Here is a 23251-nt window from a genome sequence, read left to right as displayed (position 1 = left end):
TTCACACCTCGCTAGTCCCAGGCGACCGGGAGGCTCTTGACGCCGAAGACGTCGGCGGTCTCCGGGCGCAGGACGACCTCTTCGGCCGGTACGGCCAGCCGCAGCGTCGGGAAGCGTCTGACCAGCGCGGCGAAGGCCACCCGCATCTCGATCCTGGCCAGCTGCTGCCCCAGGCACTGATGAATGCCGTGCCCGAAGGCCAGATGCCCGCCATCCTGCCGGCGCAGATCCAGAACGTGCGGATCGGAGAACCGCCCCGGGTCGCGATTGGCGGTGTTGTACGACAGGATCACCGCCGAACCCGCCGCGATCCTGTGCCCGCCCAGCTCGACGTCCTCCAGTGCCGTCCGCATGAACGTCTTGCCCACGGTCAGGTACCGCAGCAGTTCCTCCACGGCCGGCTCGGTGAGCGAAGGATCGGCCCGCAGCTCCGCCAGCTGTGCCGGATTCCGCAGCAGCGCGAAGGTACCGAGCGCGAGCATGTTCGCGGTGGTGTCCAGCCCCGCCGCCAGCAGGATCAGGCTGACTCCCCGCAGTTCCTCATCGGTCAGATCACCTTCGATGAGGTCGCTGAGCACGTCGTCGGTCGGGTTGGCGCGCTTGGCCGCGACCAGCTCGGCCAGATACGTCTGCACCGCGGTGTAGGCCGCGATCAGCTCCTCGTCGGGGGTCTCCCCGTCCATGAACTTCTCGACGTTCCCCTGAAAGGAGCCCCGGTCCGCGTACGGCACGCCGAGCAGCTCGCAGATCATGATGGCCGGAATCGGCTTGGCGAAGGCGGTCACCAGGTCCGTGGGCGGCCCGGCCTTCTCCATGGCGTCCAGGTGCTCGGCCGTGACCTGCTCGATCCGCTCGGTGAGCAGCCGCATCCGCCGCACCGTGAACTTGCCCGCCAGCGGCTTGCGATACCGGCTGTGCTGCGGATCGTCCATCAGCAGAAACTCACCCGGCGGCGCCGGCGGCACCTCGATGTCACCGAAGTCGATCAGCGGATGATGACGCATCAGCTCCTTGCGCGAGCTGAACCGCGAGTCGGCGAGGACGGATCGGAGCAGGTCGTAGCCGGTGACCAGCCAGCCCTCGTGCCCGTCGGGGAAGACGAACCGGCTGATCGGACCATGCTCGCGCGCCTCGACCAGCTCCTTGGGCGGATCGAACGGACAGCCCGGCTGACGCGCCGCCGGCATCGCCGGAAGGGTGTGGACAGATTCACTCATGACTCGTCCCCGTTCGCGATAGTACGTGTTTGTCCTCCTTTGAAAGCTACGTTGCATTCGGACGACCTGTCAATCTGCGAGCGAGCATTAGCCCTGACAAATACCGATATTTCAGAGCAATGACGCTGCGCGAATGCAATGGACGTTGCAATGGATGGAGGCGAAAGCAATACTGGCGGCATGCCAGGAGGACGGTTGACCCAGCAGGACCGCGACCGCATCGCGACCGGACTCGCCGACGGGCTCTCCTACGCCCAGATCGCCAGGCGGCTCGACCGCCCGACCTCGACGATCAGCCGGGAGGTCGCACGCAACGGCGGCCCTCGCGGCTACCGGGCCCAGCAGGCGCACCAGGCGTCGGTTCAGCGGGCCAGGCGCGGCACCCCGGCGCCCCCGCGCGCGACCGGAACTCCGGTCGGCGCTATCGAATGGGAGATCATCGAGATGGCGGTCAGGACGGGCCTGCCGCGGATGACCGCGCGCGTGCACCTCGACCTGGCGCTGTCCGAGGACGGCAGGCGCACCGCGGCCGAGCTGACCCGCAGGCTGCGGATCAGCCCGGCCTCGGTCTCCGTGGCCGTGAACTCCCTGGTCGACAGCGGGTTCGTCCGGCGTGAGCGCGATCCGCAGCGCCGGCGCGACATCTACGTCCTCGACGACGACGCCTGGTACCACGCGGTCGTGACCAGCGGGCGGCAGACACTCGAGACCATGCGCGCCACGATGGCCCTGGCCGAGACGTACGGGCTGGACAGCACCGTGGGACGGCGGCTGGCCAAGACGGGGGCGTTCCTGGAACAGGTCAGCAAGGACACGATCGAGTCGGCCAACCGCTGGCGTGGGCTCCTGGAACCTGACGACCGGGAACAGACCCGGTCCGGCCGGTGACCTCGGCCCGATCGGTCACTCTTCGCCGGACCGCTTTTTCGGCCCCGACTTGTGGTAATCCTCCGGCTCGAAACGGCCGTATCGAATCAGGTTGTAGAGGCATTCACCCGTGGAGGGCGGAGTGAAGAAGAAGTTCTTTTGATAGTGTTTGCCGAGCACGCCGTAACGGACCATGTCGACGACGGTCCGCGCGACGTAGCGGGGGCCCAGGCGCAGCAGAATGCCGAAAAACGCGCGCGCCGACATCATCGGGCCGAACCAGTGGTTGATGGAGATCGAGGGCGACTCCGAGCGCAGGTAATGCCACCAGCCCCGGGGGATGTAGAGCAGGTCGCCGGGACCGACCGTGGTGGTGTAGACCCTGGCGCGGGCGAGGCGGGGATATCGCTGCGGGTCGTAGTTCTCGGGGTCCACCGGGCTGTTGACGATGTTGTCGACGAAGGGGTGGACGAGGTGCGTCTGCCGTACCGACACGAGGACGACCCGCTTGTGGCCGCGGATCTGGGTGAAGACGTTGTCGTTGGCGTCGCTGTGCAGCCCTGAGCAGGTGCCGCCCGAGCCGACCCACAGTCTCGTGTCGGTGGAGTGGGTGCTCGGCGGGGTGAGCGGGGTGAAGTCGAAGGCCGAGCCGTATCCGGGGATCAGCTCATCGGGGCGGCAGTAGCCCAGGTAGCAGGCCGCCTTCAGGTCGGGACGCTCGGCGTGGTCGAGGAAGTCGGAGAAGGGCATCTCGCGCTCGTACGACTCCTGTCCGCCGGGGAGCAGACCTCCTGACTTGGGCAGCTCGTCCAGGACGGTGACAGGGGTGTCACCCCCGAGAGCCCGCAGGCTGTCGAACGTCCAGCCGGCGGCCGTCCAGCCGTCGATGAGGCCGTTGACCTTGATCGGTTGTCGTGCCTTTATCGCCGCGTGCAGGGTGTCCGGCCGCGTGTCGTTGACGGCCGGAATCGGCCTCGTCCTCAGCTGCGCCATTCTTTTACACCTTTTCTGTCGCACGGTGAGATGGACAGTTCGGCCCCTAGTCTGCGGAGCCGGTAATTTAGGGTCAAGTGGCGCTTGTATTGATAAATAGGGTCTTTTATGCCTTGTGTTCCTCGCCCGCGGTCACCAAGCCCGATTCATAGGCCACGATGACCGCCTGCGCGCGGTCGCGGACGGAGAGCTTCCCGAAGATGCTCGTGATGTAGTTCTTGACGGTCGACAGGCTGATGTCGAGGACCCGGGAGATCTCGGTGTTGTCGAGGCCGGTGGCCATCAGGCGCCACACCTCGACCTCGCGGGGCGTGAGTTCACCCAGGCCCTTGGTGACCGGCCGCGTACCGTGGGGGGCCCGTACGTAGGTGGCGATCAGCCGGGTGAGCAGGCGGGGCGCGACGGCGGCCTCGCCGGCGTGGACGGTGCGGATCGCGGCGCTCAGCTCCTCCGGGGAACTGTCCTTGGGCAGGAACCCGTAGGCTCCGGCGCGCAGGGCGCCCACGAGGTACTCGTCCATGTCGAAGGTGCTGAGGGCCAGGACCCGGCTGCCGGGCACGGTGGCGGCGAGTTCCTTGGTCGCGGCCACCCCGTCCAGGACGGGCATCCGGATGTCCATCACCACGACGTCGGGGCGCAGCCGCCGGGCGAGGGTGACGGCCTGCGCGCCGTCCTCGGCCTCGCCCACCACGTCGAACGACGGGTCCGGGGAGAGGATGAGTGACAGGCCGCGCCGTACCAGCAACTGATCGTCCACGATCATGACCCTGATCATCGGCGTGCCCCCTCGTGCTGGACGGCCGCCTCGTCGGACTCGTCCGTGGTCAGCGGCAGGCAGGCCACCACGGCGAACCCGCCGTCCGCCTGCGGGCCCGCGCTGAGGGTGCCGCCGTGCAGGGCGACGCGCTCACGCATGCCGATCAGGCCGTAACCCCCTGCCGGCGGGCCCTCGTGGGGCGGTGCTCCCCCGCCGTCGTCCCGCACCTCGACGGTGACCCGGTCCCGGTCATAGGTCAGCCGGACGGACGCGCGGGCGGGCCCCGCGTGCTTGCGGGCGTTGGTGAGGGCCTCCTGGGTGATCCTGAACACCGTGAGTCCGACCGTCGGCGGCAACGGGCGCGGCGGCCCGTGGACGCTGAACTCGGTCGGCAGTCCGGCCAGGCACGACTCCTCCACCAGGCGGCCGAGGTCACCGGCGTCCGGCTGGGGCCGCGCCGGCGTGGCCTCCGGTTCGTCGCCGTCCCGCAGCACCGCGAGGAGCTGGCGCATCTCGCGCAGTGCCAGCCGTCCCGAGGCCTCCAGGGTGACCAGCGCGTCCCGGACCACCTCCGGTTCGGCGAGGTTGGCGCGGGCTCCGCCGGACATCAGCTGCATCGTGGTGATGTGGTGGGCCACGATGTCGTGCAGCTCCCGCGCGATGCGGCGGCGTTCGTCGGCCACCGCGCGGTCGGCGAGGAGCCTGCGATTGGCCGCCACCTCCGCCTGCCAGCGGTTGACCGCCATCGCGGTGCCGACGACGATCAAGGTGGTGAGGGGTGGGATGACGGCGTCCTGCCAGGACGGAACGTGGCCGACGCTCTGGCTGACCAGCGTCAGCGCCACCGTCGCGACGGCCGCGACCGCCGTCACCCGGCCGGGGCGGGCCCTGGCGACCGAGTACAGGGCGACCACCAGGACGGCGCCGAAGTGCCTGGGCAGCGGCACGATCAGGGTGGCCGCCGAGTCGAGTACCAGGATGGCGGTGAGCGCCGCCACCGGGTGGCGGCGCCGGGCGAGCAGCGGCAGGGCGGCCAGGGCGACGAAGAGGAACCCGGCCACGCTCACGGCGTGCCGGCCGTCGGGGGCGTTGAAGAACGCGTAGCTGAGCAGGTTCATGACGCAGGCGCCGCCGGCCACGAGCGCGTCGTTACGCGTCCACGGCGGCTCGGCGTCGTCTGCCTGCCGGCTCCTGAGCATGTGTTTCCCCCTGTGTCCGTCCCTGGACCAGGGTTACACAGCGACGGCCATGACCAGGACCACGCTCCTGGTCATGGGCAGAGGGAAGGACCCAGGGCCCCGATCAGGATCATCCGCTGCCACGAGGTTCGGCGCCCCTCCGGCTGATGGTCTGGAAGCAGGCCGGGAACCCCCGGTAGACATCCGCATTCCGTCCGCCGGAGGACATCGTGATCCGCGCCCTGACCGGGTACTCCACCACACACCCATGGAAGGTCATCGCCCTCTGGGCGGTGCTGGGTGTCGCCCTGAGCGCCCTGACTCCGACGCTGTTCGACCGCGTCACGCAGAACCAGGCCGGAGACTTCCTGCCCCGCGGTTACGACTCGGCCGCCGCGCTGCGGATCGCCAAGGAGCGGTTCGGGGTGAACCCCGACGCCACCACGGTGACGGTGCTGGTCGCCCGATCCGACGGCAAGGCCCTCACCGACGCCGACCGGCAGCGGGTCGAGGCCGAGGCGGCCAAGCTGGCCAAGCGCCGGGTGATCATGCCCAGGGAGGACGACGGCCCTCAGCAGTTCCTGATCCCCGACCGCTCCCAGACCCCGAGGATCGCCCCGGCGATGACGGCGCCCGGCCGGAGCTTCCAGCTGCTCTCCGTCGAGCTGGTCGGCAACCGCTCGGACAAGGGTGTCCAGGGCGTCTACCGGACCTTCCGCGACGCCGCCAGGACGCAGTTCGCCGAGGCGGGCATGCGTACCGGGTTCACCGGGCCGCTCGCCGACACCGTCGACACCGTCGACTCCCGCGAGATCGTCACCACGGTCGGCAGCGGCATCATCATGGGGCTGATCATCCTGCTCAACGTGCTGGTGTTCCGCAGCGTGCTCGCGGCCCTGCTGCCGCTGCTCGCGGTCGCCCTGATCGGCTTCGTGGCCGCCGGGGCCGTCGCCGGGGCCGCGATGCTCACCGGGCTCAAGCTCGACGCGAGCACCCCGGGCCTGATCAACGTGGTCCTGCTCGGCATCGGCATCGACTATCTGCTGTTCCTGTTGTTCCGCTTCCGCGAGCACCTGCGGGCCAGGCCGGAGCAGTCCGCCCGCGAGGTGGCCGCGCAGGTCTCCGCCCGGGTGGGCGCCGCGATCACCTCGGCGGCGCTGACCATCGTGGCCGCGTTCGCCACGCTGGGCCTGGCGACCTTCGGGCAGTTCCGCTCAATGGGCCCCGCGATCGCCGTCGCGGTCCTGGTGATGATGATCGGCAGCCTCACCCTGCTGCCGGCCCTGCTCGCCGCCGCCGGGCGCAAGATGTTCTGGCCCTCCCGTACGGCCCTGCGCCACGAACCGGGCGAGGGACGGGCCGCCCGGCTCGGCGCGCTGGTCACGCGACGGCCTCTGACGATGCTGACCGCCTCCGTCGCCCTGCTCGCCGCGCTGGCCGCCGGGCTGATCGGCATCCACATGGACTACGGCCAGGGCGGCTCCCCCGCCCAGACCCCCGCCGCGGCCACCGCCGCCGAGATCTCCCGTACGCTGCCCGCCGGCGTGTCCAACCCGACCACCGTCTACGTCGCCGCCAAGGACGGCCGCGCCCTCACCACCGATCGGCTCGACGGCCTCGCCCGAGCGCTCACCGAGGTCAAGGGCGTGGGCCAGGCCGCACCTGCCGTCCTGAACAAAGACCGCAGCGCCGCCAGGATCGACCTCTACCCGACCGCCGACCCGCAGAGCAGGCAGGCCCGCGACCTGGCCTCGGGACCGATCCGGGCCACGGTCGCCGAGCACACGCCCGCCGGGACGACGGCGCACGTGGGCGGAACCCCGGCCATCGTCGCCGACATCTCGGCCGCCGTCGGCCACGACCTCACGATCGTGTTCCCGGTCGCGGCCGCGCTGATCGCGCTGATCCTCCTGCTGCTCCTGCGCAGCCTGCTCGCGCCGTTGATCCTGATGCTCTCCGTCGGGCTCGGCTTCGCCGCCACCCTCGGCGCCGCGGCCCTGCTGTTCCAGCACGTCCTGGGCGAGCCGGGCGTCAGCTTCACGCTGCCGCTGGTGCTGTTCCTGTTCGTCGTGGCCCTGGGGACGGACTACAACATCCTGATCGCCGACCGGATCCGCGAGGAGATGCGGCGATCCGGTACGGCTCGCGCCGCCGTGGCCCGCGCCGTACGACACACCGCACCGGCCATCGCGACGGCCGGCCTGGTCCTGGCCGCCTCCTTCGCCAGTCTCGTCACGTCACCGGGCAACGAGCAGATCGCGTTCGCGATGACGCTCGGCATCATGCTCTCCGCGCTCGTCGTGTCGATGGTGCTGGTCCCCGCCCTGGCCGCGCTCCTCGGCCGGGCCGTCTGGTGGCCGCTCCGCCCACGACCCACCGAATCCTGGGCCGACAACCGGTCAGCCCGAAACCCACTGCCGGGAGGCAACCGATGATGATGAAAAGTGCGATCGTGGCGTTGGCCGCCTTGGCCGTTTCGGCGGCGGGTCAGGCCGACGCGGCCCCCGGATACGACCGGACGGCCTTGCGGGCGGATCTGGACTCGATCCGCGCCGCCGGCACGCTGGGAGTGCAGGCCCGGGTGGTCTCACCCCGCGGCGACCTGGCCGCGGCCGGCGGTACGGCGGTGCGCGGCCGTAACGTGCCGGTCCCCGTGGACGGGCACTTCCGGATGGGCAGCAACACCAAGACCTTCGTCGCCACCGTGATCCTGCAACTGGAGGCGGAGGGCCGCCTGTCCCTCGGCGACAACGTCGAACGATGGCTTCCCGGGCTGGTGCGCGGCAACGGCAACGACGGGCGCGCGATCACCGTCAGGCACCTGCTCCAGCACACCAGCGGCCTGCATGACTCGGTGGGCGACATCGAGATGAAGATGCGCACCGAGCGGGGCTACCGCGAGTACCGGTTCCTGCGCATGAGCCCGCGCAAGCTGGTGGCGCTCAGCGTCGGCCACCGCCCGCTCTTCGCCCCCGGCGCCCGCTGGAGCTACTCCAACATCAACTACCTGCTCGCCGGGATGATCATCGAGCGGGCCACAGGGAACTCCTGGCGCGAGGAGGTGAAGCGCCGGATCATCACACCGCTGGGGCTGCGGAACACCATCCTGCCCGGCGACTCCCCGCGCCTGCCCAAGCCGCACGCGGAGAGCTACACCGACGACGCCGAGACCGCCCGCCCGTTCCGCGCCACCCGGCTCAGCCTCGGCTGGGCCGGCCCGGCGGGCGAGGCCGTCACCACCACCGGTGACCTGAGCAGGTTCTGGCGCGGGCTGCTGGGCGGCCGGCTGCTGCCGCCGCGGCAGCTGAAGAAGATGACCACCACGGTCCCGGTCGGCGCGCCGGGCAGGGAGTTCGGTCTGGGCATGGCCAAGCAGAAGCTCAGCTGCGGGATCACGGTCTGGTCACACCCCGGCGGCACGCCCGGGTTCATCACCGACAACGCCGTCACCGAAGATGGCCGCACCAGTGTGGTCGTCTCCCGCACCAGCTACCCGGGCACACCGGAGCAGGGCAAGGCCACCGCGCGCCTGATCGACAACGCGCTCTGTAAGAGCTGAGTTCGCGGCCCGGCCTCCTCCGGCCGCCGCGATAGTGTGCGGCAGTGGCTGACAAGGTCTCGAAAGGCGACGTCATCGCGTTTCGCCTCAACGCCCACCACCTCACCGCACGGCTGGGCGAAGCCGGGCTGCTCGACGCGGCCGGCCGGTGCGCGATCCAGAACAGCCCGCCCGGGTCGGCGCTGCTCGCCCTGCACGCCAGGGTGGAGAACCTCACGCGGGAACGGGTGGCGCGGGCGGTCGCCGAGGAGAAGAGCCTGCTGCAGAGCTGGTGCATGCGCGGCTCGCCGTTCTACTTCCCGACCGCGGACGCCCCGGTGTTCACCACCGGCGTGCTGCCGCCGGCCGAGGAGGGGCGGCTGCATCTCATTCCCGGCGTCGAGCAGGCGCTGGACGAACTCGGCATGAGCCTGACCGAGGCGGTCGAGCTGACCGGCGCCGAGATCGACGCCGTGCTGTCCGGCCGCCCGCTCGCCATCAACGAGCTGGGCGCGGAACTCGCCACCCGGATCGCCCCCAGACTGCCGAAGAGGCAACGCGGCATCTGGGAAGGGAAGGGCCCTTACGCGCCGGACCAGCCGCTCGGTGAAGGTGTCGTGCATTTCTGCATCCGCATCCTGACGTTGCGGCGCCTGGTCTGCTTCGCGCCGCGCGCCGGGAACAAGGCACCGTTCGTCCTGGTCGAGGAGTGGCTTGGCCGTACGATCCCCGACGTCGACCCGGAGGTCGCGCGGGCCGAACTGCTCCGCCGCTACCTGCGCTGCCACGGACCGTCGACACGCGGGGACTTCGCCGCGTGGGTGGGGATCAAGGTCGGTGACACCGACCCCTGGTGGAGCCTGGTCGCGGACGAGCTGACCCCGGTCGAGTTCAACGGCAGGTCGTGGCTGCTCGCCGAGGATCTCGACGCGCTGCGGTCCGCGCCTACGCCTCAGGGGGTACGCCTGCTCCCGCCACGCGACCCGTACACCCAGATGCGTGACCGCGAGACGATCGTCGACAGGAAGTACCACCGGGAGGTGTGGAAGACGGTCGGCGAACCCGGCACGGTCCTCGCCGACGGACGGATCACCGGCATCTGGCGGCCACGCAAGAGCGGCAGGAGGCTGACCGTCACCGTCAGGACGTTCGGCCCGCCGCGGGCGCGGGACAGGAAGGCGATCCAGGACGAGGCAGAGCGGGTCGCGTCGTTGCGGGGCGCGTCGTCGGTGAACGTCGAGTTCGGAACCTGCTGACGGCCGGCCGCCACCAGCGAGCCGAACCCGGCAGCGGCCGGATCGGCGGCCGAGGCTTGGGTGACCGTGGGGACGCCGGTGTGGGCGGCCGTCCTCCTGAACGCGGCGCCCCGCCGCCCTCCTGAACGCGGCGCCCCGCCGTCCTCCGGGACGGCGGGGCTGCTTCGTTCCTGGGCGGCGGACTACTTGACGGCCCCCAGCCGGTACTCGGCGCCTCCACCACAGCAGAGCCGGTAGTCCCTGGTCACGTCCCCCTGCAGGGTCACCTGGCCGAGCTGGTCGTTGGGGTCGGTGTCGTCCACCTCGATGAGGCGGATCACCGCGTTGAAGGGGACGCACTTGTCGACCTCGACCCGCTGACCCGCGGCCATCGACACATAGCGGCCGGACGGCCAGATCTTCCCGCCATTGCTCGTGAGATATACCTCGTCGTGGCCGTTCTCGCTGATCGTGAGGGCCCGGATGCCGTCGAGGAACACGTTGCCCCCGCAGGCGAGCTTCTCCCGTGCCGGGACCTCGGCGGCCGCCGAGGTCCCGGTGAGCGCGAGGACCCCGACGCCGATGGCCACGGTCGCGAGCTTGAACAGCCTTCGCATGCTGGCTCCTTCTGCCGGTTGCTGGAGCCGCAAGCGAACCGCGCGCCGTCTTCATCCGGATTTCGGGCCGACGTCATCGCACGTCAGGACGTCGAGGTTGTTCACCATGCGCGCCAGTACACCCACCGTCGCCGCGTACTCCTCCTCCGAGACACCGCGCCCGACGACGCCCCTCACTCCCGCCACCGCCTCGGCCAGCTTGGCCTGAACCCGGCGTCCGCCGGCCGTGAGCCCGACCCGTCCCCCTTCCTCGGCGACCAGCCCCCGGGCGGCCAGCACCGCCAGAGCGTCACGCACTCCGTCAAAGGGCGAAAGAGCCCCGGACAGTTCAGCCGGTACGGCGGCGCCGTCGAGCAAGGTGGTGAGGATCTGCCACTGTCGGCGGTCGGCACCCAGCCGGGCGAGAGCGCGGTCGAACGCCTCGTCGATCGCCGCATCGAGCCGCTTGGCCCAGTAACCGATCGGCCGATGCATGTCCATTGACATATTCATGTCTCTGAGCATGTACCATGGACGCATGACGGTCAACGACGAGGCACACCAGGTGGAGCGGGCCATGGTCCGGGTCCGCCGGCGGCAGACCCGGCGGGCGCTCTCCCCCGGCGCCCTTCCCGACCGTCTCATCGGGGTCCTCGACGCCGTCGAACCCGACCATCCCCACGGAACGACCGTGGGCACGCTCGCCCACCGGCTCGGCGTCGACCAGCCCCGAGCCAGCAAGCTGGTGGCCGAGGCCGTCGCGGCGGACCTGCTGACGCGCTCCGCCGACCAGCGGGACGGCCGGCGCTCGCCGCTGGTCCTCACCGAGGAGGGGCTGGCGGTGCTGCGAGCCGTACGCGATCATCGTGGCGCGCGCTTCGCCGACGCCATGCGCGACTGGCCGGCCGACGACCGGCGGACCTTCGCCCGGCTGCTCACCCGCTTCATCGACGCCCTCGACGAGGCGGACGCCGACCGCCCCTGAACGGCAGGCTCAGTTCGACCCGATACCTTGCCACGTAAGGTATCGGGTCGTACCGTCGTCTCATGGCTGAGGACACCGAGGCGCCTCCGGGATCGGCCGCCATCGCTCGTCTGCGTCGCGAGCTCGCCCGCGGCACGACCGAGCTGGCCGTGCTGTCCGTCCTCGGCGTTCGCCGCCGATACGGCTACGAGCTGCTGAAAGTGCTGCGGGAAACGGCCGAGGGAGTCCTGGAGGTCAAGGAGGGCACGCTTTATCCGCTGTTGCACCGGCTGGAGGATTCCGGCCACATTCTGGCGACCTGGGAAGCCGAGGGGCGGGCCAGGCCGCGCAAGTACTACGTCATCACTCCGGAGGGTCGCACGTACCTCGCCATGCTGCGCGCCGAGTGGAGCGGCCTGGTCGGCGGGATGCGACAACTCCTCGACACGCTTGGTGAGGTGCGGGAATGAGCAACGACCAGGAAATCATCGACGATTACGCGCAACGGGTCGGACGCCATCTGACGGGACCGGCCCGGGACAAGGCCAAGGCGGAGCTCGGCGCGCACCTGTCCGACGCGGCCGAGGCGGGAGAGCTGGACCATGCCCTGAAGCGGCTCGGCACCCCGAGAGAGGCGGCGGCCACCTTCGCCGACTTACGGTCCGCGGCGCCCGCTCCCCTGAACGCGCGGCTGGCCGCGATCCTGATCGACAACCTGCCCCTCGTCGGCGTCACGCTCGCGCTGCTGGTGAAGGGGATCATCCGGTTCGGCGAACTGGGCAACGGCTTCGCGCTGGCGTTCCCGCCGCTCCTGTACTTCAAGATCGGTGACGGGTGCGTGGCCGTGGGCCCCGTACTCTGCGACGCCGACCCCTACGGCTACGCCGGGCTCCTCTACACCCTGGGCGTCCCGCTCGCCCTGCTCTGGTCGATCGCCGGCCTGGGCCTGGTGGAGGCCTGGACCGGCGCCACTCCCGGCAAGCGCCTGCTGAAACTGCGCGTCGTCACCGAGACCGGGCTGCGCGTCCACCCGGGCAGAAGCGTCGCACGGCGCCTCAGCCTGGTGCTGGGGCCGGCCGCCTGGCTGGACTGGCTGCCCGTCGCGTGGGGGGACCGGCGCCGGTTGCTCGACCACCTGACCGGCACCAAGGTCGTACGGGCGCCGCGGTGACACCCGCCGTCCTTGCCGTGATCGGCCAGGTGCCATATCCAACCCTGTCAGACGGGGCCTGGAAGCCAGGTCCCGTGAAAGCCCGACGGAACACGTACCGGCAGGTACACCCGCGCCACGGGCTCGGCCCGCAGATCGGCGGCGTCCAGGATCGCCAGATAGCCGGTGCCCCGTGAGCGGTCGTGGACGAAGGTCATCAGGAAGCCGTCCCCCGCCGCCCCGCTGCGTGGGACGAAGACCGCCTCGCCGCAGGTGTGGCCCGGAGGCAGCCGGTGGACCTCGCGGCTCGTGCCGCCGGCGAGGTCGTAGCGGTAGATCTCCGAGCGCTCCGGCTCGCTCTCCAGCGAGAAGCTGGTGACGTACCCGTACCGGTAGCTCTGCCCGACCTCGGCGTCGGCGACCCGCGGGTACTCGATCGGCACGTCGTCCAGAGGCTGCTCGGTGACCTTGCCCGCGGCCAGGTCGAGCCGCCAGCGGTACAGGGCCGGCACGCCACCGCCGACGTCCTCGGGGCCGTCGCGCCACAGCGTCGGCACCCGGCAGCCGATGACCGTGATCACGCCGTCGGCCTCGGAGGCGTTCATGGTGTGCCACACGTAACACGGCTCGACCTCGAACCACCGCACCGGTCCTCCGCCCCGGCGCATCACCCCGAACCGGGCGCCATGCCCGTCGTCCCACCGCCACGGCAGCCCTCCGGCGGCCATCGCCGGATCGAACACGACGGGCAGATCCATGAAGATCACGTGGTCGCGGGTGATCGCGAAGTCGTGCATCATGCTCGCCCGCGGGACCTCGACCACCTGCGACTGAAGCAGCTCCCCGCTCGGCGCCGCGCGATAGTAGGTCAGGTACGGCGGCCGCAGCCGGGAGCCGAAGAACACCAGCTCACCGGTCACCGGGCAGACCTTGGGATGGGCGGTCATGGGCGTACGCAACGCGCCGGCGAAGGTGAACGGCCCGACCGTCTCCAGCTCCGGCGTGAGCTCGTAGGGGAAGCCGCCCTCCTCCAGGGCCAGCAACCGGCCCGCGTACCCGACCACGTGGGTGTTGGCGCTGGTGACCCGGTAGTCGACCCGCCCGCTCGCGGGATCGAAGGCCAGGGCGAAACGGGACTCACCCGGGTGCTCGAACAGCGGGGTCCGCACGTACCGGTTGCGGTACCAGCGCGCCCGACCGCCGGACAGCGCCACCGCGTGAACCATCCCGTCACCCGCGAAGTAATGCGGCGACCACCCCGTGCGCGGGTTCGGGCCGTTGCGCAGGTACACGCCGTCGAGCTCCTCGGGAACGGCCCCGGCCACCTCGGCCGGCTCCAGGGTCACCTCCTCGGCGACGGGTGCGTTGTTTCCCGAAAGGTGCGTGGGCGTGGTCATCGGCTGGGCCTTCCCTTCGTCCGATCCGGCCGGGTCAGCATGCCGGGAACATCCGGGCAGAAACAGCCTTGTTCTTGCCGTCGCCGTCAGCCGCTCGAAGAACTCCCATGTCAGGACGGGCGAAAGTTATCGGCTTGCGGTGTATAGCAATTTCAGGTTCAACTGAAACAGCTAGCAACAAGGAGGGCGAACTGATGGCTCTCCAGCCGGAACACGTGACCTTCAACAGCCTCGGCACCCGTTGCGCCGGCGATCCGTACCGGCGCCCGCCCTCGTGCTGGGGCACAGCGGCGTCATGGTCAAGGAGGCGCTCGGGTCGCGTCGGCGCCGTGGTGGTGCAGAGCCCCAGCATCCGGAACGGCTGGCGCTCCCCCACCCCGCTCCTGATGATCGCGAACGGCGGCCACGACCCGTACCACGCGCTGGAGGAGGCGCAGAGCGCGTACGCCAAGGCAGGCGAGCCCAAGCGCTGCCCTACGACGTGCTCGGCATGTACACCGGGCCGGGCGCGATCCCGGCTGACCGCCCTGAGCGACGGCCTGTCCCGGCGGGGCGCACCAATCCTCCATTACCGGTTCTGAGCGCCATACCCCGAACATACCGAGCATCCCTAGAGTCCTTCCCGATCTACTCACCGTGAGAGAGGGAACACCCGCAGATGCGAAGCACCTATAGGCGGTTCGCCGCCATGGCCGTGATCCCCGTGGCCGCCGCCGGGATCATGGTCGCCGCGCACCCGGCTGTGGCGGCCGCCCCCAAGTACCTCAGCAGCAGCTGCTCGGACGACGGCTATCGGCTCGGCATCGGCGTGCACTACTACAACGACTCGACGCAACATGTCGTCACCAAGGTCTCGTGGCACGTGGGCGGGAACGCGGGGAACACGAACTACCTCGCGTTCCGCGTGTACGTCGACAAGAACAACGCGCCGGACCCGGACATCACCAACGGCTACAACCTCACCGTGAAGAAGGGGTTCGGGGAGAAGTCCGTGAGCGGTCGTACATCCCTCAGCAACAAGATGTACCTCGGCTTCGGCATGCAGTTCCACAAGGCGAACGCCGTCGACCCCTACTGCGACGGGCAGACCAGCCGGGTCTAGGCGGGCGGAATCGTTGAATCGCGCAGTACAGCTGTCGCGCCGGCCGGTGGTGGCCATGGTCATGATCATGGCCACCGCCTGCTCGGCGAACGGGACGGAGTCGACCGCCGCGGACACCTCGCGGCTTCCTCCGGTCGTTCTCGCCGCCTCCGGCACGGGGGCACTCCTCTACGACCCGAACACCGAGGTCTATTCCGGGTACGCGCGTGACGGCCGCCGCGTGTGGACGGAGTCGCGTACCGGTGCCGATGTCCGCTGTGCCGTCCAGTGCCCGGACGCCGTCTTCTCCGGCGCCCGTGGCAGCCAGGTGCCGCCATGGTCACGCGCCGGCGCGAAGGTGGAGAAGGTCGCGGTCTCGCCGGCGGACCGTCAACGGGTCGTCAGCCTGCGTTCGGATGCCGACGCGGTGGTCGTGGAAGCCTCAGGCAAGGGTGACCGGCTGGTCGTTCACCGTACCGACGGCTCCGTGAAGAAGCACGCGATCGCCGGCGCCGATGACGCGGTCTGGGTGGAAAGCCCTGACCGGTCGGTGGCGCTGCTGCTTTTCGCCGATCCCGAACTGGCGGGCGCGACCATGCTCCGCTTCACCCGGGACCCCGGAGGCTGGCGGGCGGCGGGCGACGGGTGGCCCGCCAACGGCTACTGGGGCGGTTGTGTGGGGGTACGGGGCGGCCCGGCGTTCCTGACCGGAGGCACGGGGGGCATGCTGAGCGTGCTGGGGCCGGTCCCCTTGCGTACCGATCTTCCTCAGGTGGGTGAGTGTGTGGCCGGGAAGGACGGCGGTGCCCTGATCTCCCGCTGGATGGACGGCCGGGGGAAACCGCACACCTCGATCCGGGGGGTCGACGCGCTCGGGCGGCAGATCTGGTCCCGTGACCTTCAAGCCGAGGCGGGCGTCACCGCCGACCCCACCGGCGCGGCGATCGCGGTGGTGAACGACGGCCGTCTGGAACTTCTCGACCGGAACGGGACGGTCAGCGGGCGACGCGACGACGTCACGGCGGCGAGGTTCACCGAGACCGGTCAGCTCGTCACCGTCAACGCCAAGAACGAGGTGAGCTGGTCCGCGCCCTGATCGGCAGGCTGCCATCGGGCTTCCATCCAGACCGTGTCGTCGCTGGTCAGCGCCTCGATGCTCACGCCCGGCGTGGCCGGGGCCGGAACGTCGGCCTCACCGCAGTCGGCGACCACGCTGACCGACACCAACGCGGCGCTGCCCACCACCGTGACGCGTGCCCGGGTGGCCGCGGTGGCGAGAACGACGAGGACCGCTTCGGTGAGGTCCCGCCTGACCGCCACGGGCGGCGTCGGCCACTGGCCGCGTGAGTCCAGCTCCACCACGACGCCCTTGCGGTCGGCCACGTCGGCGCAGTGGCGCAACTCGTGCAGCAGCGGGTTGGCCGCGTCGTCGGACTCGGCGAACAACCTGCGCATGCGGGCCGCCTCGATGGCGCAGCTGCGCTGGACCGGCGGGCTCTCGGGGCGGAGCGAACCGTCGGCGAGCCCCTCCAGCAGCGGCACCGTGCTCGCCGAGAGTTCCGCGAAGCGCTCCTGCCTGCGGTTGTGTATCTCGGCGGCGACGGCTTCCGCCACGCGTACCTGCTCGAGCTCTCCGCGCGCGGCCACCGCCGCCGTGCCGAGGCTGCGCAGTACGGTCGCCACCACCGCCACGCACAGCGGGAAGCCGATCACCGTGACCGACCCGGTCACGAACCTGGCCAGCGATTCAGACGTGACACCCTCGAAAAGGAGCAGGTGGAGCAGCGCGGTGAGCTCGTGGCCCAGCAGGAACAGCGCCGCGGCACGAAGGGGGCGCTCCAGCACCACGACGAGGCCCGCCCAGGTGGCCGCGGCGAACATCCAGTCCTCGCCGGTCGACGTGCGGCCGTCCGGCAGGCTCACGTACGACAGCATGGACGCGGCGAGCACGGCCGCGATGGCCGGCCCCCGAAACCGGTCCCACGACCGCCCGCGGACGACCAGCACGGCCTCCGCGATCAGCACGACACCGAGCACCGCGAAGGCGCCGATCTGCGCGAGCGGCGTGTCATACGTGCCGAGGTGGCCCACGAGGGTGGGAAGCGCGATCCCGAACACCGCCGTCATGGAGACGACCAGCGTCGCGACACGCAGGCCGCGCCCCAGCCGCGCCCGCGCCGACTCCTCGACGGCGTCGTTCGCGACGGTGTCTCCTATGGGGGCCGCGTCCGCGGCGCCGGCGTCCCGCCATTCGAGCCGGACCCGAGTCCCCTCGCCGGCGGCGGAGGTGATCGTGGCCGTGCCGCCGACACGCTCCATCCTGCCGCGAATGGACTCGCGCACGCCGCGGCGGGTTCCGGGCACGTCGTCCGCCGAGAACCCCTTCCCCCGGTCGACGACGTCGAGGTGCAACGCCCGCGCGTCACCGCTGAGCCGGACGGTCACGTGGGTGGTGCCCGAGTGACGGCGCACGTTGGTGAGAGCCTCGCCCGCCGCGTCGGTGATCGCCCTGGCGACGTGGAACGGCAGGCGGAGCCGCCCGGGGCCGTCGAAGTCCACCGTCAGCTGTGTGGCGGCGAGATCGGTACGCAGCAGGTCGACAAGGTCGGCTTCCTCGGGCGCCCGCCCCCCGACCGAGCGCAGCCTGCCCAGGTCGCGCCGCGCCTGCGGGCCCAGCCAGGCGGCGTCCGAGCGCACCTGCCCCAAGCCCACCATCAGAAGGGTCGTCGCCGCGGTGTCGTGCAGCGAATTGGCCTGTTCGCGTTCCTCGGCGCGCACGGCCGCGGCCAGCAGCGCCTCCCCGCGCGCTCGCAGGGCCTCGGCCGCCATCAGATCGGCCCGTTTAGCCGCACGCGTGACGAAGATCCAGGCCGCTCTGGCTTGCACGGCGGCCGACAGCGCCCACAATGTCCCCGTTGCCAGGCTCGCGTCCACCTCCAGCGCCCCGCCTGCCACGAGCAGCCCCACCGCCCCGCCTCCGCTGACGATCGCGGCCGCCCCGCCCGCCACCGGCGAGGTGTGCCACTGGTAGGTCGCGCAGGCGAAGGTGACCAGCAGTCGTAACCACCCCGTGTTCTTGTCCGCCACGGCGTCGGTCCAGAAGACGCTGCCGAACAGTCCCAGCAGGACCGCCACGTCGACGGCGACCAGCGCGTTGCCCCGCCCCGCCCGCAGCCACCACGCGAACCCGCAGGTCCAGGCCGCCGCGATACCGACCACGACCAGGGTGCTCACCAGGTGTTCAGGCGAGGCCCGGAAAGGGGCGATGGCGCAGATCGGCACGAGCGTCGCCAGCCGCACGGCGGCGGCGTACCTGCGGCCGAACCGCACGAGCAGCGCCGCGGCCTCCCCTGCCAACCGCCCGCCTTTCGCATCACCCACGCCCTTGCCGCCCCGCAGCCTAACGTCTCCGCCGCCGCCCGGAAATATCCCCCTTTCAGCGGCTGATGGTCTTGTACTCGATGTACTGGTTCAGGCCGGCGATCCCGAACTCGCGGCCGATGCCGCTGGCCTTGAAACCCCCGAAGGACCCATCCCAGGCGGGCATGGCGCCGTTGACAAGCACGAGACCGGTACGGATGCGGCGGGCGACGTCGAGGGCGCGGCCGGGGTCGGCGGACCAGACGCCGCCACCGAGACCGTAATCGGAGTCGTTGGCGATGCGGACGGCGTCGTCCTCGTCGTCGAAGGGGATCACGACCAGGACGGGACCGAAGATCTCCTCGCGGGCGATGCGCATGGAGTTGTCGACGTCCGCGAACAGGGTGGGCGTGACGTAGTGGCCACCCTCCAGCCCTTCCGGGACCTCGAGGCCACCGGTGGCCAGGCGGGCGCCTTCCGCGACACCGAGCTCGATGTACGAGCGCACCCGCTGCCGCTGGTCGGCGTGGACCATGGGGCCGACGAACGTGGCCGGATCGGACGGGTCACCGACGGCCAGCGACTCCACCATGGCCCTGGTCGCCTCGACGACCTCGTCGTACCGGCTCCTCGGAGCGAGGATGCGGGTGTGGGCGTGGCAGTTCTCGGCGTTGTTGCTCAGCGAGTGGAACTTCAGGCCCTCTACGACGGCGTCGAGGTCGGCGTCTTCCAGGATGACCACGGCGGACTTGCCGCCCAGCTCCAGGCTGACCCGCTTCAACCGCTCACCCGCGATCGAGGCGATGCGCCGGCCGGCGGCGGTCGATCCGGTGAAGGCGATCTTGTCGACGCCGGGATGGGCGACCAGGTATTCACTGGTCTCGCGGCCGGCGGGCAGGACCGAGACCACACCGTCGGGGAAACCGGCCTGGGCGAAGATCTCCGCGAGGGCCAGGGAGTCGATCGCGGTCTCCGGAGCGGCCTTGAGGATGACGGCGCAGCCGGCGAGCAAGGCGGGCACCATCTTGACCAGGGCCGCCTGGTGCGGGGCGTTCCACGGGATGACGGCGGCCACGACACCCACCGCTTCCCTGCGCAACAGCGAGCCTGAGGGCAGTTCCTCCTCCCACCGCAGATTCTCCGCGGCCCGCAGATAGGCGCCGGTCTGCTCCGGCAGGCCGTAGACGTTGAGTCCGGTGGTCATCGCGATCGGCGTGCCGTTCTCCGAGGTGATCAGCGCGGCCATCTCCTCCGCGCGGGCCGCGTAGAGCTCCTGGAAGCGCGCCACCGTCTTCTGGCGCTCCCCGGGATCGGTTCGTGGCCATGGCCCGTGATCGAACGCGTCCCGGGCCGCGGCCACCGCGGCGTCCACGTCCGCAGGGCAGGCGTGCGGGGTCCAGCCCACCAGCGACCCGTCGTGAGGTGAGCGGACCTCGATGATCTCCGACCGGGCGGGTGCGGTCCAGTGACCGCCGATGAAGAGCTCGCCGTAGAACGTCATGTCATATCTCGTTTCGTGGGTGCGTGTGGCTCTCAACGAAACAGATATCGGCATGCCGGAATGACCGGAGGAGAGGTGCGTGAATTGGATAGGACACGTGCACGGTCGGGCAGATCACAGGGCCTTATCCGTTGCTGCTATCAAAGACCGGATGGAGATTTCCGGTGACGCGTCCCACGGAGAACCATGACCAACCCCGCCGACACGATCGTCAACGCCGCCGAACTGCTCGCGACGGCTCTCCGGCATCTGGACGACTTCGACTCCAGGCGCCCCATCGCATCCATCCCCACCCTGGACGAGGCGACCTCGCGGCCGTTCCTGCCCTTTCCCGCGCTGGCGATCGCCATGGCGTCCCATGTCCTGTCCGCGTGGGAGGTGAGAACCTTCCAGGTCGAGCGAGGCGACCGCGGCGACCGGATCCGCTACTTTACCGCCGTTGGTGACGACCTCCGGCGCCCCTTCCGCGCGTGCACGGTGTTCGTTCCCGACCTGGGCACACAGCGCGTCGTCGAAATGTGCGGGCACGCGTTCTGCCCGAACATCGCTCCTGCGGGCCCCGGCAGCCGATGCCCGGATCACCTGCGGGATCCGGCACCGGGAGACCCCCTCCATTGGCTCAGGCTCGCGGGCGCGGCCGCCCAGTCGACGCAGCGCGATCGCGGTACACGCAGCGAAACAGAGAACCTCGCCCTGGCCGCCCTCCGCGCCGGGCTACCGCTTGAGGAGATCCGCCGGGCGACCTTCGTGGACACGTGGACGCTACAAGCCCTGGCAGACGGCCCCGCCCCCATGCCGGGTGACGTCGACGACTCGGACAACCCCGATCACTGGCCGCTGATCCTCACCCCGGACCGCGACCTCACCGCCGCCGACGTGCAAGGCGCCGAAGCCGAACTGCCGCCGGAGACCGTACTCGCCCGCAGAAACGAGTTCTACATCTACTTTCACGCCCATGAAGAGGGGCCGCTGATCGTCATCGGCGAGGATCATTGCCTTTTCCGGTTGGAGTGGTGGCAGGTTCAGGACCATCTACCGCAACACCGCCTGGCCCGGCGCGCCGACGAACGCAGACAGCAGATGTACGAGCCCCCGGATCCCTGGGAAACCTTTTGAGAGCCGCCGCGCAGCGGATTCCGGTACGGCCCGGCCGGGGCGGCTGGAGTTGCACGGGCACCGGTGTGGCCCGGAGTGCGTACACCGGTGATCCCCTCGCGGCGGGGACCATCGGTCTGAACGGTCAGGGGCCCACCCACAGTTGCCACTCCGTGAGCGGAATCTCCACACAGAAGTAGTCCCACCAGGCACTGGCGTCCTGCCCGATCTGCCCTGCTCGCTCGCAGGTCTCCTGGTCCCACCAGGACGAGTGGTAGGTGAACCCGGTCGTCGCCGTGGTGGCCTGGGCCGGCACGGTCACCGACCCCAGGAGGGCGGTCACTGCCAGCATGGCGCCTGCGACGAGCTTGACTGAACGCATGGTTGCTCCTGCCATAGAGAGGCTCGTGACAGATCCACGCTAAGAACGGTCACCCGGAGGGCTCCACAACTTTCACACCAGCTTGAAAGACGAGCCCGGTGCGCCGCTCAACGCCCTGTATGGCGGCGCCCGCACGCCCACGGCGATACGCGATCCCAAGCCGGCGCCGTCTCCTCTAGTCCCAGTCGTATTGGCACTTGGGCAGGCCGTGCCTGCTGGGGTTGGCGTCGAAGCCGTCGGAGGTGAACACGTAGCCCGCGGGCACCCAGCCCCACTTGCCCTTCCTGTCGCCCTGGGTCTTGTACCAGGTGGTGTTCCCGCCCTTGTGGTACTGGCCTTCCGACCAGCAGGTGAACCAGCTGTTCGTGGTCCACAGGTTGTCGATGAGGTAGCCGACGGGCGTGGTGGTGGATGGCTTGTCGTACAGCGGGGCGTTGCCCTCGTTGCCGCACCACAGCACGCCCTTGCCGTTGACGCCACAGCCGGCGGCCTGGGCTCCTGTCGCGGGAATGGTCACCGCGGCCGCGACCACGGCCGCGGCGCCGAGGATGGACTTCCAGTGCAGGTTCATGCCTGACAGTCCACCCCGCGACCCCGAGCGGAGCCACCTCTAAGGTTTCAGGGTCCCGCCTCCTTGAGCGTCCAAGCCCGCCGGATCTGTCGGCGGTCGCGGGTTTCGGTAGGGGATGACCACCTAGGGTGGGCGGATGTCCTCTCCTGCCCTGCTGTCGTCGTTGCTGGGAGTCGCCGTCGCCGAGTGGGTGCCGGTGGAGCCGTGGGCCGTGGCCAGGGTGAGGCTGGGCGACGGCCGGTGGGTGGTCGCGAAGTGGGATCGCGGGTTTCACCTGACGGTGCCGGCGGAGACGCGGCTGGCGGCCGAGGCGGCGGCGTTGCGGTTCCTGGCCGAGGACGCCGGCGTACTGATGGCCCCCCGGATGCTTGCGGCCGGTGGCGGGCTGGTGGTGATGGAGGACCTGTCGCCGCGGGTCGCGGTCGACGGGTTGGTGCGGCGTGATGGCTCCGCGGCCCATCGGGAGCGGCTGGTGGCTTTCGCGCAGGCCAGGGGTGCGCTGGGCGCGGTGAGCGCAGGACGTCTGGAGGCGTTCTACGCGCGGCGGGGCCAGGTGGATCGGACGGTCGACGTGGCGGGCCAGTTGGCCGGGTTACGGGACGCGGGTCTGGCGGCGGCGGCCGACCTCCTGGAGGCGCCGATGGCGGGACGCGCTCTGGCCGAGTGGCGCTCGGCACTTGAGGCGCTGGCTGACCCGGGGCCGTTTCTGACATTGAGCAACGGGGACGCGGAGGCCAACAACTGCCTGGTCGCGCCCGGCGGCGATCCTGATGCGCGGTTGATCGACTTCGAGTTCGCCGGGTTCAGGCACGCCTTACATGACGCGGTGTGCTTGGTGGTGCCGGGTCCGGGATGGTTGTCGGTCGCTGACCGGTTCGGGCTGGTGGCGGAGTTCCGGCGGGCGTTGGCTCTCGGGGTGCCGGCGGCCGAGGACGATCAGCTGTTCGGGGCAGGGCTGGCGGCGGCGTGTGTGGCGTTCGCGGCGGTGCGATCACAGCGGCTGGGTGAGCTGGATCGCCGTGCGGCCGGGGACGGCAGCCGCGTGCAGCTGGTCGCGGTGACGGAGGCCGCGGCCGGCGCGGCCCAGGACTTCTTGCCGGCGTTGGCGTCGTGGTGGTGGCGAGTGAGCGCGGCGTTGCGGCGAAGGTGGCCGGATGCCGACGTGGATGTGACGGCTCTGCCTCCGTACACGCCTCGCCCACGCCCATGAGTGAGGTCGTGCCGGGCGATCAGCGTGCCGTGGGTGCCGGGCACCGCACCTGTCGCTGATAGTGATCCTCTGATATGCGAGGTACTCCGCTCCCCGCACTATTTCGTCTGTGTCGCAGACATCGAACCGCCCTTCGTTGCTCGGGAGCGAAGCACACCA

General features: G+C 70.4%; 23 protein-coding genes. 12 read left to right on the top strand and 11 right to left on the bottom strand.

Annotated features, from left to right (window positions below; genetic code table 11):
* Window positions 1-11 precede the first annotated feature (11 nt).
* Window positions 12-1217, bottom strand: a complete 1206-nt coding sequence (locus tag ACIBKY_RS05135; RefSeq protein ID WP_397094531.1) for a cytochrome P450 — start codon at window positions 1215-1217, stop codon at window positions 12-14.
* Between the two features lie 195 nt (window positions 1218-1412).
* On the opposite strand from ACIBKY_RS05135, the gene ACIBKY_RS05130 reads away from it, so the two are divergent.
* Window positions 1413-2105 (top strand): helix-turn-helix domain-containing protein, encoded by a 693-nt coding sequence (locus ACIBKY_RS05130; protein ID WP_397094530.1) that lies wholly within the window; start codon window positions 1413-1415, stop codon window positions 2103-2105.
* 15 nt (window positions 2106-2120) lie between these two features.
* Here the strand turns inward: ACIBKY_RS05130 and ACIBKY_RS05125 are convergent, their stop codons facing one another.
* From ACIBKY_RS05125 to ACIBKY_RS05115, 3 genes are all read right to left on the bottom strand, one after another.
* Window positions 2121-3077: a cupin-like domain-containing protein gene (locus ACIBKY_RS05125; RefSeq protein WP_397094528.1), complete on the bottom strand. Its 957-nt coding sequence runs from the start codon at window positions 3075-3077 to the stop codon at window positions 2121-2123.
* A 106-nt stretch (window positions 3078-3183) separates the two neighbouring features.
* Window positions 3184-3840 carry a response regulator gene (locus tag ACIBKY_RS05120; protein WP_397094527.1) on the bottom strand — a complete coding sequence of 219 codons (657 nt, stop codon included), beginning with the start codon at window positions 3838-3840 and terminating at the stop codon, window positions 3184-3186.
* 8 nt (window positions 3841-3848) lie between these two features.
* Entirely contained in the window at window positions 3849-5033 is a 1185-nt protein-coding gene (locus ACIBKY_RS05115; RefSeq protein WP_397094526.1) for a sensor histidine kinase, read from the bottom strand.
* A gap of 209 nt (window positions 5034-5242) precedes the next feature.
* Between ACIBKY_RS05115 and ACIBKY_RS05110 the strand changes: the two genes are divergently transcribed.
* Genes ACIBKY_RS05110 through ACIBKY_RS05100 form a run of 3 tightly spaced genes read left to right on the top strand, consistent with a single transcriptional unit; the run spans window position 5243 to window position 9806 of the window.
* Window positions 5243-7447: an MMPL family transporter gene (locus tag ACIBKY_RS05110; RefSeq protein ID WP_397094524.1), complete on the top strand. Its 2205-nt coding sequence runs from the start codon at window positions 5243-5245 to the stop codon at window positions 7445-7447.
* The gene (locus tag ACIBKY_RS05105; RefSeq protein WP_397094523.1) at window positions 7444-8571 is read left to right on the top strand and encodes a serine hydrolase domain-containing protein; all 1128 of its coding nucleotides are present in this window, start codon (window positions 7444-7446) and stop codon (window positions 8569-8571) included. The genes ACIBKY_RS05110 and ACIBKY_RS05105 overlap by 4 nt, the downstream gene beginning before the upstream one ends.
* A 44-nt stretch (window positions 8572-8615) precedes the next feature.
* Window positions 8616-9806, top strand: coding sequence for a winged helix DNA-binding domain-containing protein (locus ACIBKY_RS05100; protein WP_397094521.1), 1191 nt, complete (start codon window positions 8616-8618; stop codon window positions 9804-9806).
* A gap of 182 nt (window positions 9807-9988) precedes the next feature.
* Here ACIBKY_RS05100 and ACIBKY_RS05095 read toward each other — a convergent pair whose 3' ends face one another.
* Entirely contained in the window at window positions 9989-10402 is a 414-nt protein-coding gene (locus ACIBKY_RS05095) for a hypothetical protein (RefSeq protein ID WP_397094520.1), read from the bottom strand.
* A gap of 51 nt (window positions 10403-10453) precedes the next feature.
* Complete coding sequence (locus tag ACIBKY_RS05090) at window positions 10454-10876, bottom strand: MarR family transcriptional regulator (RefSeq protein WP_397094519.1); 423 nt, start codon at window positions 10874-10876, stop codon at window positions 10454-10456.
* Between the two features lie 43 nt (window positions 10877-10919).
* Between ACIBKY_RS05090 and ACIBKY_RS05085 the strand changes: the two genes are divergently transcribed.
* From ACIBKY_RS05085 to ACIBKY_RS05075, 3 genes are all read left to right on the top strand, one after another.
* Window positions 10920-11366, top strand: coding sequence for a MarR family winged helix-turn-helix transcriptional regulator (locus ACIBKY_RS05085; protein ID WP_397094518.1), 447 nt, complete (start codon window positions 10920-10922; stop codon window positions 11364-11366).
* Between the two features lie 62 nt (window positions 11367-11428).
* Window positions 11429-11815, top strand: coding sequence for a PadR family transcriptional regulator (locus ACIBKY_RS05080; protein ID WP_397094517.1), 387 nt, complete (start codon window positions 11429-11431; stop codon window positions 11813-11815).
* Entirely contained in the window at window positions 11812-12516 is a 705-nt protein-coding gene (locus tag ACIBKY_RS05075) for an RDD family protein (RefSeq protein WP_397094515.1), read from the top strand. Before ACIBKY_RS05080 ends, ACIBKY_RS05075 begins: the two co-directional genes overlap by 4 nt.
* A gap of 47 nt (window positions 12517-12563) precedes the next feature.
* On the opposite strand, the gene ACIBKY_RS05070 is transcribed toward ACIBKY_RS05075, so the two are convergent.
* Window positions 12564-13892 carry a carotenoid oxygenase family protein gene (locus tag ACIBKY_RS05070; RefSeq protein WP_397094513.1) on the bottom strand — a complete coding sequence of 443 codons (1329 nt, stop codon included), beginning with the start codon at window positions 13890-13892 and terminating at the stop codon, window positions 12564-12566.
* Between the two features lie 329 nt (window positions 13893-14221).
* Between ACIBKY_RS05070 and ACIBKY_RS05065 the strand changes: the two genes are divergently transcribed.
* The 3 genes from ACIBKY_RS05065 (at window position 14222) to ACIBKY_RS05055 (ending at window position 16069) form a co-directional block, all read left to right on the top strand.
* A complete protein-coding gene (locus ACIBKY_RS05065) occupies window positions 14222-14473 on the top strand; it encodes a hypothetical protein (protein ID WP_397094512.1) in 252 nt (83 codons plus the stop codon).
* A 77-nt stretch (window positions 14474-14550) separates the two neighbouring features.
* A complete protein-coding gene (locus ACIBKY_RS05060; RefSeq protein ID WP_397094510.1) occupies window positions 14551-14994 on the top strand; it encodes a hypothetical protein in 444 nt (147 codons plus the stop codon).
* Between the two features lie 13 nt (window positions 14995-15007).
* Window positions 15008-16069: a hypothetical protein gene (locus ACIBKY_RS05055; RefSeq protein WP_397094509.1), complete on the top strand. Its 1062-nt coding sequence runs from the start codon at window positions 15008-15010 to the stop codon at window positions 16067-16069.
* Here the strand turns inward: ACIBKY_RS05055 and ACIBKY_RS05050 are convergent.
* Window positions 16018-18330, bottom strand: a complete 2313-nt coding sequence (locus ACIBKY_RS05050) for a sensor histidine kinase (protein WP_397094507.1) — start codon at window positions 18328-18330, stop codon at window positions 16018-16020. The genes ACIBKY_RS05055 and ACIBKY_RS05050 overlap by 52 nt on opposite strands.
* 79 nt (window positions 18331-18409) lie before the next feature.
* A complete protein-coding gene (locus tag ACIBKY_RS05045; RefSeq protein ID WP_397094505.1) occupies window positions 18410-19834 on the bottom strand; it encodes an aldehyde dehydrogenase in 1425 nt (474 codons plus the stop codon).
* 186 nt (window positions 19835-20020) lie between these two features.
* On the opposite strand from ACIBKY_RS05045, the gene ACIBKY_RS05040 reads away from it, so the two are divergent.
* Window positions 20021-20950, top strand: coding sequence for a hypothetical protein (locus tag ACIBKY_RS05040; RefSeq protein ID WP_397094504.1), 930 nt, complete (start codon window positions 20021-20023; stop codon window positions 20948-20950).
* A 124-nt stretch (window positions 20951-21074) separates the two neighbouring features.
* Here the strand turns inward: ACIBKY_RS05040 and ACIBKY_RS05035 are convergent, their stop codons facing one another.
* Both ACIBKY_RS05035 and ACIBKY_RS05030 read right to left on the bottom strand, forming a co-directional pair.
* Entirely contained in the window at window positions 21075-21311 is a 237-nt protein-coding gene (locus ACIBKY_RS05035; RefSeq protein ID WP_397094503.1) for a hypothetical protein, read from the bottom strand.
* A 175-nt stretch (window positions 21312-21486) separates the two neighbouring features.
* Complete coding sequence (locus tag ACIBKY_RS05030) at window positions 21487-21882, bottom strand: hypothetical protein (RefSeq protein WP_397094501.1); 396 nt, start codon at window positions 21880-21882, stop codon at window positions 21487-21489.
* Between the two features lie 136 nt (window positions 21883-22018).
* Here ACIBKY_RS05030 and ACIBKY_RS05025 point away from each other — a divergent pair, with 136 nt between their 5' ends.
* Window positions 22019-23092: a hypothetical protein gene (locus tag ACIBKY_RS05025; protein ID WP_397094500.1), complete on the top strand. Its 1074-nt coding sequence runs from the start codon at window positions 22019-22021 to the stop codon at window positions 23090-23092.
* Window positions 23093-23251: the final 159 nt, after the last annotated feature.

This window comes from Nonomuraea sp. NPDC050394 (genome assembly GCF_044459065.1).
In the GTDB taxonomy this organism is placed as follows: Bacteria; Actinomycetota; Actinomycetes; order Streptosporangiales; family Streptosporangiaceae; genus Nonomuraea.
Note: the sequence above shows the minus strand (reverse complement) of the source record. Positions and strands in the feature narration are given on the sequence as shown.

Excerpts from the sequence above, each read along its gene's own strand:
- ACIBKY_RS05045 (WP_397094505.1), bottom strand. The coding sequence starts at position 19,834 with ATGACGTTCTACGGCGAGCTCTTCATCGGCGGTCACTGGACCGCACCC.
- ACIBKY_RS05025 (WP_397094500.1), top strand. The coding sequence starts at position 22,019 with ATGTCCTCTCCTGCCCTGCTGTCGTCGTTGCTGGGAGTCGCCGTCGCC.
- ACIBKY_RS05060 (WP_397094510.1), top strand. The coding sequence starts at position 14,551 with ATGCGAAGCACCTATAGGCGGTTCGCCGCCATGGCCGTGATCCCCGTG.
- ACIBKY_RS05105 (WP_397094523.1), top strand. The coding sequence starts at position 7,444 with ATGATGATGAAAAGTGCGATCGTGGCGTTGGCCGCCTTGGCCGTTTCG.
- ACIBKY_RS05085 (WP_397094518.1), top strand. The coding sequence starts at position 10,920 with ATGACGGTCAACGACGAGGCACACCAGGTGGAGCGGGCCATGGTCCGG.
- ACIBKY_RS05115 (WP_397094526.1), bottom strand. The coding sequence starts at position 5,033 with ATGCTCAGGAGCCGGCAGGCAGACGACGCCGAGCCGCCGTGGACGCGT.
- ACIBKY_RS05075 (WP_397094515.1), top strand. The coding sequence starts at position 11,812 with ATGAGCAACGACCAGGAAATCATCGACGATTACGCGCAACGGGTCGGA.
- ACIBKY_RS05120 (WP_397094527.1), bottom strand. The coding sequence starts at position 3,840 with ATGATCGTGGACGATCAGTTGCTGGTACGGCGCGGCCTGTCACTCATC.
- ACIBKY_RS05030 (WP_397094501.1), bottom strand. The coding sequence starts at position 21,882 with ATGAACCTGCACTGGAAGTCCATCCTCGGCGCCGCGGCCGTGGTCGCG.
- ACIBKY_RS05090 (WP_397094519.1), bottom strand. The coding sequence starts at position 10,876 with ATGCATCGGCCGATCGGTTACTGGGCCAAGCGGCTCGATGCGGCGATC.
- ACIBKY_RS05080 (WP_397094517.1), top strand. The coding sequence starts at position 11,429 with ATGGCTGAGGACACCGAGGCGCCTCCGGGATCGGCCGCCATCGCTCGT.
- ACIBKY_RS05035 (WP_397094503.1), bottom strand. The coding sequence starts at position 21,311 with ATGCGTTCAGTCAAGCTCGTCGCAGGCGCCATGCTGGCAGTGACCGCC.
- ACIBKY_RS05040 (WP_397094504.1), top strand. The coding sequence starts at position 20,021 with ATGACCAACCCCGCCGACACGATCGTCAACGCCGCCGAACTGCTCGCG.
- ACIBKY_RS05135 (WP_397094531.1), bottom strand. The coding sequence starts at position 1,217 with ATGAGTGAATCTGTCCACACCCTTCCGGCGATGCCGGCGGCGCGTCAG.
- ACIBKY_RS05125 (WP_397094528.1), bottom strand. The coding sequence starts at position 3,077 with ATGGCGCAGCTGAGGACGAGGCCGATTCCGGCCGTCAACGACACGCGG.
- ACIBKY_RS05070 (WP_397094513.1), bottom strand. The coding sequence starts at position 13,892 with ATGACCACGCCCACGCACCTTTCGGGAAACAACGCACCCGTCGCCGAG.
- ACIBKY_RS05095 (WP_397094520.1), bottom strand. The coding sequence starts at position 10,402 with ATGCGAAGGCTGTTCAAGCTCGCGACCGTGGCCATCGGCGTCGGGGTC.